This is a genomic window from Thermus sp. FJN-A (genome assembly GCF_054655095.1).
The window spans coordinates 93,821-101,382 of sequence record NZ_BAAHSC010000194.1 but is presented as its reverse complement, the minus strand read 5'-3'; the positions used below and the strand labels follow the sequence as shown (position 1 = coordinate 101,382).

Sequence of the window (7,562 nt, the reverse complement as noted above, 5' to 3'; positions counted from 1 at the left end):
CTGCAACCCGACCCCATGAAGCCGGAATCGCTAGTAATCGCGGATCAGCCATGCCGCGGTGAATACGTTCCCGGGCCTTGTACACACCGCCCGTCACGCCATGGGAGCGGGTTCTACCCGAAGTCGCCGGGAGCCTTTGGGCAGGCGCCGAGGGTAGGGCTCGTGACTGGGGCGAAGTCGTAACAAGGTAGCTGTACCGGAAGGTGCGGCTGGATCACCTCCTTTCTAAGGAGCTAAAAGCCCGTTCCCGCGCTTTCAAGGTGCCCCGCTTAAGCCGGCGACCACCCCCCCATCAGGGGGGGGTTGGCTTTTTGGCCCCGCCGAGGCCTCGGCGGGGCCTTATGCCCTTTTCCCCTAGTTTTTGGCTCCGGAAAACCCCCGGGGGCCCCCATGCCGGCCTAGGCCGGCATGGGGTGGTGTCAGAACCCGCGCACGTTCAGGAAGGGCTCGGGGTGGGGGTGGCCCGAGGTGTTGGTCCAGCCCGCCGTGCTCTCGGCGTTTTGCAGGAGGGCCTGCTTGACCTGGGCCGGGGTGTAGGTGGGGTAGCGGGAGAGCACCAAGGCCGCGGCCCCGGCCACGTGGGGCGTGGCCATGGAGGTGCCGCTGATGGTGTTGTAGCTGGAAGTGGACGCGTTCCAGGTGGAGAGGATGGAGACCCCGGGGGCGGCGAGGTCCACGTCGGGCCCGTAGTTGGACCAGGAGGGCCAGTCGTCCTGCGCATTGGTGGCGCTCACGGTGATGACCTCATCGTAGGCAGCGGGGGTATGGTTGGCGGCGTCGTCCCCTTCGTTCCCCGCCGCCACCACCACGGTGATCCGGTAGTCGCAGACCGCCTTTTGGATGACGTTGTGGAAGGCGTTGGTGGAGCGGGTGCTGGGGCAGTAAAGGCCGTCCTGGTCGTCGGCGCCGCTTCCGCCCAAGCTCATGTTCACCACCTTGGGCTTGCCCCCGTTGTCGTGGGCGATGACCCAGTTGAGGCCCTGGACGATGCCGCTGATGGAGCCGGAACCCGAGCCAGAGAGCACCTTCACCGCCCAAAGCTCGGCGGCAGGGGCCACGCCCAAGACGCCCACCGCGTTGTTCACCGCGGCCACGGTGCCGGCCACGTGGGTGCCGTGGCCGTTGTCGTCGTCATAGGCCGCCTTGCACCTTCCCCGGCACTTGACCACGGCATAGCCCCCCTTGAGGTTGGTGAGGTCCTCGTGCCCCACCTTGATGCCCGTGTCCACCACGTACACGGACACCCCCGCCCCCTTGGCCGTGGTGGTGGGGGCGCCGATGCGCTCCACTCCCCAGGGGATGGTCTGCCCGTAGGCCCGGACTTCCTGGTCGGGGGTGAGGGCGTAGACCCGGGGGTCCTGGGCCAGGCGCTCCGCCTTGGCGGGGGAGAGGCCCCGCAGGATAACCGCCCCCAGGGCCTCGAGGCGGTCCTCCGCTCCGATGCTAAGCCCGTGCGCCCGCTCCAAGGCCGCGATTTTCTCGGCAACCCGGGCCCGGTCGGGAAGGCCGGGCTCGAGGACCGCAATGTACGTCCCCCCTCCGGGGAGGCCCTGCGGGGTGAGGCTTGCTTGCTGTTGGCAGGCGGCCAGGACCAGAAGGCCTAAAGCGAGAGCCAGTTTTTTCATCGCTCCTCCTTGCGGTACGCCAGGGACTTTACCCCTTGGGGACCCGGGGCGTCAAGGCCTATAGTGAACCCCATGGACTTCCTGGAGGCCCTTTCCCGCCCCCCCTTGGTCCTCGGGGTGGACCCCAGGCCCGAGCTCCACGGTCCCGAACCCTTGGCCCACCTCCGCCGCTACACCCTGGACCTCCTCGAGGCCCTAGCCCCCCGCCTGGCGGCGGCGAAGTTCCAGCTGGCTTTCTTTGAGGCCCTCGGGCCCAGGGGAATGGAGCTCCTGCTGGAGCTGGCGAGCGCGGCCCGGGTCATGGGCCTGCCCGTGATCTTTGACGGGAAGCGGGGGGACATCGGCTCCACCGCCGAGGCCTATGCCCGGGCCTACCTGGAGGCCTTCCCGGGGAGCGCCCTCACCGTCAACCCCTACCTGGGCCTGGACGCCTTGCAACCCTTTTTCCGGGCGGCCTCGCGCACCGGTGGGGCCCTCTTCGTCCTGGTGCGGACCAGCAACCCTGGGGCGGGGTTTTTGCAGGAACTCGGCGTGGAGGGGAAGCCCCTTTACCTCCGTCTGGCCGAGGCCCTGGCCCGGGAGGGGGAGGAGTACCGGGAGGGCTCCTGGAGCCGGGTGGGGATGGTGGTGGGGGCCACGGTGCCGAAGGCGGTTTGGGCCGTGCGGGCGTGCGCACCCCATGCCCCCCTCCTCCTCCCCGGGGTGGGGGCACAAGGCGGGGAGCCCCTGAAGGGGCCGGGGTTCTTGAACGCCGCAAGCCGCACCCTCTTCTACCCCGGGGGGAGGCCCCACCTGGAAGAGGCCTTGAAGGCGGCGGCCTTCCTTGCCGCTTTGGTAGAGTAGGAGGGATGGAGGTCCTGGAGCTTTACCGGAGGACGGGGGCTCTCCTCGAGGGGCACTTCCGCCTCAGGTCGGGCCTGCACTCCCCCCTTTTCCTCCAGTCGGCGGCCCTCCTCCAGCACCCCCTCTACGCGGAGGCGGTGGGGGAGGCCCTGGGCAAGCTCTTTGAGGAAGAGAAGGTGGACTTCGTCATCGGCCCGGCCATGGGGGGCGTGGTCCTTTCCTTCGTGGTGGCGCGGGCCCTCGGGGCCCGGGCCCTCTTCGCGGAGAAGGACGGAGAGGGAGGGATGGTCATCCGGAAAGGGCTCACGGTGAACCCGGGGGACCGCTTCCTGGCAGTGGAGGACGTGCTGACCACCGGGGAAAGCGTCCGCAAGGCCATCCGGGCGGCGGAGGCGCGGGGCGGGGTGTTGGTGGGGGTGGGGGCCATCGTGGATCGGAGCGGGGGGAAGGCGGCCTTCGGCGTGCCCTTCCGGGCCCTCCTTCGGCTGGAGGTGCCCCAGTACCCCCCTGAGGCCTGCCCCCTATGCCGGAAGGACCTGCCCTTGGAGGAGGTCTAGGGGTGGTGAAGGCGCTTTGGGGGTTCGTCCTGGTCCTCCTCGCCTGGGCCCAGGCCGCCCCGGAGGCCGTGGCCCGGGAGGCCGTGGCCCGTTGGCTCAAGGGGGAGCTTTCCCCAAAGCTGGAAGAGGTCCTCCGGGCTTCCCCGGAGGAGGCCCCCAGGCTCCTTGAGCGCTACGCCCTCTTCCCTCCCCCGCCCCGGGGGCTTTCGGTGAACCTGGAAAGCCCAAAGCGGGAGGGAAACCGGGTCTTCTTCCCCGCGGCGGCGGGGGAGACGGTGGGGGAGGTGGTGGTGCTCCTGGAGGGAGAGGAGGCCAGGCGGGTCTACTTCCGCCCCGAGGGGCTTAGCCTTCCCGCTTACCTCTTAAGCCCCACGGCCGGATGGGGTTTTTTCCTCCTCACCGTGTTTTGGCTCTTCCTCCTCCTCCAACCCTCCCCCTTCCGGGCCTGGCTTTCGCAGGCCTTGGCCCTGCTGCGGGACTATAGGGGCCTTTACCTTTTCACCAACCTCCTCCTGTACGGCCTCTTCGCCCTGGGGGCCCTCCTCGCCTACGCCATGCCTGGGCTCGCCCGGGCCCTCCAGGTCCTCTTCGGGGGGGCCTTGGAGGCCATGGGCCTCGAGGGGGCGGTGGAAAAGGGGGTCCTGGTCCTCGCCGGGGTTATCTTCCACTGGAACTTCAGCCAAGGGCTCCTCCTCACGGGGCTCGTCCCTGCCCTCCTCTTCGGCGTGCCCGCCCTCCTCTTGAACGCCCTCCGCTACTTGGTCTTCGGCTTCGCCCTCTCCCCGGCCCTCTTGGGAAGCGCCTTCCTCGCCCACCTGCCCACCCTCCTCCTGGAGCTCCAGGCCTACATCCTCGTCACCTTCGGGGGGCTCGTGCTCCTCGCCCGTGTGGCCGGGGGTAAGGGGTACCGGGAGGGGCTCCGCGGCCTCCTCCTCGCCTTCTACCTGGGGGCCCTCTTCCTCCTTCTCGCCGCCTGGTACGAGGCCTGGGAGGTGCGCTTCTTGCTATGAAGGTGGCGGTTCTGGGCGCGGGGGCTTGGGGCACGGCCCTGGCCGTGCTCCTCGCCAGCAAGGGGATTCCCACGGCCCTCTGGGCCCGGCGCAAGGAGCAGGCGGAGGCCCTGCGGGCCCACCGGGAGAACAAGGACTACCTGCCCGGGGTTGCCCTCCCCGCCTACCTCTTCCCCACCGCCGATGCGGAGGAGGCCCTCTCTGGGGTGGAGTTCGCGGTGGTGGCCCTGCCCTCCAAGGCCCTGGAGGAAACCCTGGCCGCCCTCCCCCTGGCCCCCTGGTACCTCTCGGCCACCAAGGGCCTTTTCTTCCGGGAAGGGTCGCTTTGGACCCCCAGCCAGGTGATCGCCCGCCTCACGGGACGCCCGGTGGCCGCCCTTTCCGGACCCAACCACGCGGAGGAGGTGGCCCGCTTCCTGCCCACGGCCAGCGTGGCCGCGGGGCCCTCCGCCCTTGCCCGGCGGGCCCAGGAACTCTTTTCTGGCCCCACCTTTCGGGTCTACACCAGCCGTGACCTGCGGGGCGTGGAGCTCGGGGGGGCAATGAAGAACGTCCTGGCCCTGGCGGCGGGGATGGTGGACGGCCTCCGCCTGGGGGATAACGCCAAAGCCGCCCTCCTCACCCGGGGCCTCAGGGAGATGGTGCGCTTCGGCACCGCCTTGGGGGGAGAGGAGGCCACCTTTTACGGGCTATCCGGCCTGGGGGACCTCCTGGCCACCGCCTACAGCCTTCACTCCCGCAACCGGGGGGCGGGGGAGAGGCTGGTGCGGGGAGAGCCCCGGGAGCGGTTGGAGGACCGGGGGGTGGTGGAGGGGCTTTACGCGGTGCAGGCCCTCATGGCCTGGAAGGGGCAAAGCGGGGAGGAGCTTCCCATCGCCGAGGCGGTCTACCAGGTGGCCTACGGGGGCCTGGACCCCTTGAGGGCCCTGCAGGGCCTCATGGCCCGGGAGCCCAAGGCGGAGTGAAGTGCGGGTCAGAAGAACTCCGCGAGGAAGCCTAAAAGCGCCGTGCGGAAGGCCTTGGGGTTTTCCAGGTTAGCCAGGTGGCCCGCCTCCGGGAGGATGAGCATGCGGGCATCGGGAAGGGCCTTCCACATGCCCTTGGCCTCCTCGGGCGGGGTGAGGGTGTCTTCCTCGCCCACCAGGACCAGGGTGGGCACCCCCATCCGGGAAAGGAGGGGGGTGGAGTCGGGGCGTTCCGCCAAGGCCAAAAGGCTTTCCGCCACGGCTTCGGGGGAGGCCTCCAGGATGAGCTCCCGGGCCTGGGCCACCACCTCGGGCCGGGTGGCCTGGGTGGTCCTCCCCAGGTGGCTTGGCAGGAGGGCCTGGGGCAGGAAGCCCACCCCCTCCCTCAGGACCCTTTCCCTTAGGGCGTAGCGGTTTTTCTTGGCCTCTTCGCTGTCGGGCCCCGCGCGGGTGCTGGAGAGGACGGCGCCCAGGAAGCGCTCGGGGGCCTTCCGGAAGAGCTCAAAGGCGAGGTAGCCCCCCATGGAAAGCCCCACGAAGACGGCTTGCTCCAGGCCCGCTTCCTCCATCTCCTGGAGCACCTTCTCCGCGGCCTTTCCCAGGGAAAGGCCCAGGTAGTGGGGGGCGAGGACGGGAAGGCGGCTTTTCAGGAGCTGGGCCTCCTTGGCCCACATCCTGGGGTTGTAGGGGAAGGCGTGCAGGAAGACCACGCCCCTCATGCTTCCTCCCCTACGGGCTCGCCCTTGAGGCCCAAGGCCTCGAGGCGGGCGATGAGGGCGGCGTCCGCCACGAGGACCACATTCTCCCGCCCCAGGGTCTTGGCCTGGATCCGCCCCTCCCGGGCCGCCTCCTTCCAGGCCTCCATAAGGTCCGGGTATTGCACCAGGAGGGGCGTCACCTTGTGGGCCGGGTAGCGCTTCACCTTAGGGCCTCCTCCAGGGCGTGCCAGGCCAGGGTGGCGCACTTCACCCGGGCGGGAAGCCTGGCCACCCCCTGGAGGGCGAGGAGGTCCCCCAGGGAGGGATCGGGGGGGGCGCCTTCCACCACCATGGCCTGGAACCTGCGGGATAGCTCCAGGGCCTCCTCTACCCTTTTGCCCTTCACCGCCTCGGTCATGAGGGAGGCGCTCGCCGTGCTGATGGCGCACCCCTGGCCCTGGAAGCGGATGTCGGCGATGGTGTCCCCCTCCAGGAGCACCATCACCTCCACCTGGTCCCCGCAAGAGGGGTTCATCCCCCCGGCCTGCCTTGTGGCCTGGGGCAGGACGCCGAAGTTCCTCGGGCTTTGGTAGTGCCGGAGGATGATCTCCCGGTAAACCTCGTCAAGGACGCCCATGGATTCTCCCATTATAGCCAGTCCCGGTACTTGGCGCGGATCCGGAGGAGGGCTTCCGCGAGGCGGTCCACCTCCTCCTTCGTGTTGTAGAGGTAAAAGCTCGCCCGGGCCGTGGCCGCGAGGCCGAGCTTCCGGTGCAGGGGCTGGGCGCAGTGGTGGCCCGCCCTCACGGCGATCCCCTCCTGGTCTAGGAAGGTGGCCAGGTCGTGGGGGTGGAGGCGGCCTAAGGTGAAGGGGATGACCCCACCCCGGTCCTCGCCTCGAGGCCCGTAGACCTTGAGGCCGGGGACCTCCTCGAGGCGCTCTAGGGCGTAGTCCAGGAGGGCCCGGTCGTGGGCGAAGACCCTTTCCATCCCCACCTCCATGAGGTAGCAGGCGGCCTCTCCCAGGGCGATGGCCTCGGCGATGGGGGGAGTGCCCGCCTCAAAGCGCTGGGGCGGGGGGGCGTAGGTGGAGCGGTCCACGTGGACCTCCCGGATCATCTCCCCGCCCCCCAAAAAGGGCATCATCCCTTCCAGAACCTCGTACCTTCCCCAAAGCACCCCGGCCCCCGTGGGGCCCAGCATCTTGTGCCCGGAGAGGGCGAAGAAGTCCGCCCCCAGGGCCTTCACGTCCACGGGGAGGTGGGGGGCGGACTGGGCCCCGTCCACCACCACCAAGGCCCCCGCCTCCTTGGCTTTTCGGGCGATCTCCGCCACCGGGTTGATGGTCCCGAGGACGTTGGACATGTGCACCAGGGAGACCACCTTGGTCCTCTCGGTGAGGAGGCGGTCCAGGGCGGAGAGGTCCAGCCTTCCCTCCTCCGTGAGGGGGATGGCCTTCACCTTCGCCCCCTTGAGGCCCGCCACCAGGTGCCAGGGGACGAGGCCCGCATGGTGCTCCATCTCGGTGACCAGGACCTCGTCCCCTTCCTTAAGGTTTCTCAAGCCCCAGGCGTAGGCCACCAGGTTCATGGCCTCGGTGGTGTTGCGCACGAAGACGATCTCCCTTTCCTCGGCGCCAAGGAAGCGGGCCATGCGGCGCCTGGCCTCCTCGTAGGCCTCGGTGGCCGCCACGGAAAGCCGGTAGGCTCCCCGGTGCACGTTGGCATTAAGCTCCTTGTAGTAGCGGTCCAGGGCCTCCAGGACCCGCTTGGGCTTCTGGCTGGTGGCGGCGGAGTCCAGGTAGACCAGATCCGGCCGCCCCGCAATCAAGGGGAAGGCTTCCCTTAGGCTGGTGAAGTCCATG

The 7,562-nt window shown here is 69.4% G+C and carries 9 protein-coding genes and 1 rRNA gene; 5 read left to right on the top strand and 5 right to left on the bottom strand.

The annotated features are described in order from the left end of the window. A 16S ribosomal RNA gene (locus tag ACYQ0J_RS09890) occupies positions 1-225 on the top strand; the annotation flags it as partial. Between the two features lie 194 nt (positions 226-419). Here the strand turns inward: ACYQ0J_RS09890 and ACYQ0J_RS09885 are convergent. Next, positions 420-1,625 (bottom strand): S8 family peptidase, encoded by a 1,206-nt coding sequence (locus ACYQ0J_RS09885; protein ID WP_460171982.1) that lies wholly within the window; start codon positions 1,623-1,625, stop codon positions 420-422. Positions 1,626-1,697: 72 nt separating this feature from the next. Here ACYQ0J_RS09885 and pyrF point away from each other — a divergent pair, with 72 nt between their 5' ends. Genes pyrF through ACYQ0J_RS09865 form a run of 4 tightly spaced genes read left to right on the top strand, consistent with a single transcriptional unit; the run spans position 1,698 to position 5,000 of the window. Next, positions 1,698-2,468: an orotidine-5'-phosphate decarboxylase gene (gene pyrF, locus ACYQ0J_RS09880; protein ID WP_460171981.1), complete on the top strand. Its 771-nt coding sequence runs from the start codon at positions 1,698-1,700 to the stop codon at positions 2,466-2,468. A gap of 5 nt (positions 2,469-2,473) precedes the next feature. Further along, entirely contained in the window at positions 2,474-3,025 is a 552-nt protein-coding gene (gene pyrE / locus ACYQ0J_RS09875) for an orotate phosphoribosyltransferase (protein WP_460171980.1), read from the top strand. A gap of 5 nt (positions 3,026-3,030) precedes the next feature. Then, entirely contained in the window at positions 3,031-4,035 is a 1,005-nt protein-coding gene (locus tag ACYQ0J_RS09870) for a hypothetical protein (protein WP_460171979.1), read from the top strand. Then, the gene (locus ACYQ0J_RS09865) at positions 4,032-5,000 is read left to right on the top strand and encodes an NAD(P)H-dependent glycerol-3-phosphate dehydrogenase (RefSeq protein ID WP_460171978.1); all 969 of its coding nucleotides are present in this window, start codon (positions 4,032-4,034) and stop codon (positions 4,998-5,000) included. Before ACYQ0J_RS09870 ends, ACYQ0J_RS09865 begins: the two co-directional genes overlap by 4 nt. Positions 5,001-5,008: 8 nt before the next feature. On the opposite strand, the gene ACYQ0J_RS09860 is transcribed toward ACYQ0J_RS09865, so the two are convergent. From ACYQ0J_RS09860 to ACYQ0J_RS09845, 4 genes are read right to left on the bottom strand one after another with little or no spacing between them, the layout of a single operon-like run. Next, positions 5,009-5,719 carry an alpha/beta fold hydrolase gene (locus tag ACYQ0J_RS09860; protein ID WP_460171977.1) on the bottom strand — a complete coding sequence of 237 codons (711 nt, stop codon included), beginning with the start codon at positions 5,717-5,719 and terminating at the stop codon, positions 5,009-5,011. After that, on the bottom strand, positions 5,716-5,922 hold the full coding sequence (locus ACYQ0J_RS09855) for a hypothetical protein (protein ID WP_460171976.1): 207 nt from the start codon (positions 5,920-5,922) through the stop codon (positions 5,716-5,718). Before ACYQ0J_RS09855 ends, ACYQ0J_RS09860 begins: the two co-directional genes overlap by 4 nt. Next, complete coding sequence (gene sufU / locus ACYQ0J_RS09850; protein ID WP_460171975.1) at positions 5,919-6,335, bottom strand: Fe-S cluster assembly sulfur transfer protein SufU; 417 nt, start codon at positions 6,333-6,335, stop codon at positions 5,919-5,921. Before sufU ends, ACYQ0J_RS09855 begins: the two co-directional genes overlap by 4 nt. An 11-nt stretch (positions 6,336-6,346) precedes the next feature. Continuing rightward, on the bottom strand, positions 6,347-7,561 hold the full coding sequence (locus tag ACYQ0J_RS09845) for an aminotransferase class V-fold PLP-dependent enzyme (RefSeq protein WP_460171974.1): 1,215 nt from the start codon (positions 7,559-7,561) through the stop codon (positions 6,347-6,349). Between the last annotated feature and the right edge of the window lies 1 nt (position 7,562).

What these genes read in the sequence shown, in the direction of transcription:
- ACYQ0J_RS09885 (WP_460171982.1), bottom strand. Translation starts at nt 1,625, where the DNA reads ATGAAAAAACTGGCTCTCGCTTTAGGCCTTCTGGTCCTGGCCGCCTGC.
- pyrF (WP_460171981.1), top strand. Translation starts at nt 1,698, where the DNA reads ATGGACTTCCTGGAGGCCCTTTCCCGCCCCCCCTTGGTCCTCGGGGTG.
- pyrE (WP_460171980.1), top strand. Translation starts at nt 2,474, where the DNA reads ATGGAGGTCCTGGAGCTTTACCGGAGGACGGGGGCTCTCCTCGAGGGG.
- ACYQ0J_RS09865 (WP_460171978.1), top strand. Translation starts at nt 4,032, where the DNA reads ATGAAGGTGGCGGTTCTGGGCGCGGGGGCTTGGGGCACGGCCCTGGCC.
- ACYQ0J_RS09860 (WP_460171977.1), bottom strand. Translation starts at nt 5,719, where the DNA reads ATGAGGGGCGTGGTCTTCCTGCACGCCTTCCCCTACAACCCCAGGATG.
- sufU (WP_460171975.1), bottom strand. Translation starts at nt 6,335, where the DNA reads ATGGGCGTCCTTGACGAGGTTTACCGGGAGATCATCCTCCGGCACTAC.
- ACYQ0J_RS09845 (WP_460171974.1), bottom strand. Translation starts at nt 7,561, where the DNA reads ATGGACTTCACCAGCCTAAGGGAAGCCTTCCCCTTGATTGCGGGGCGG.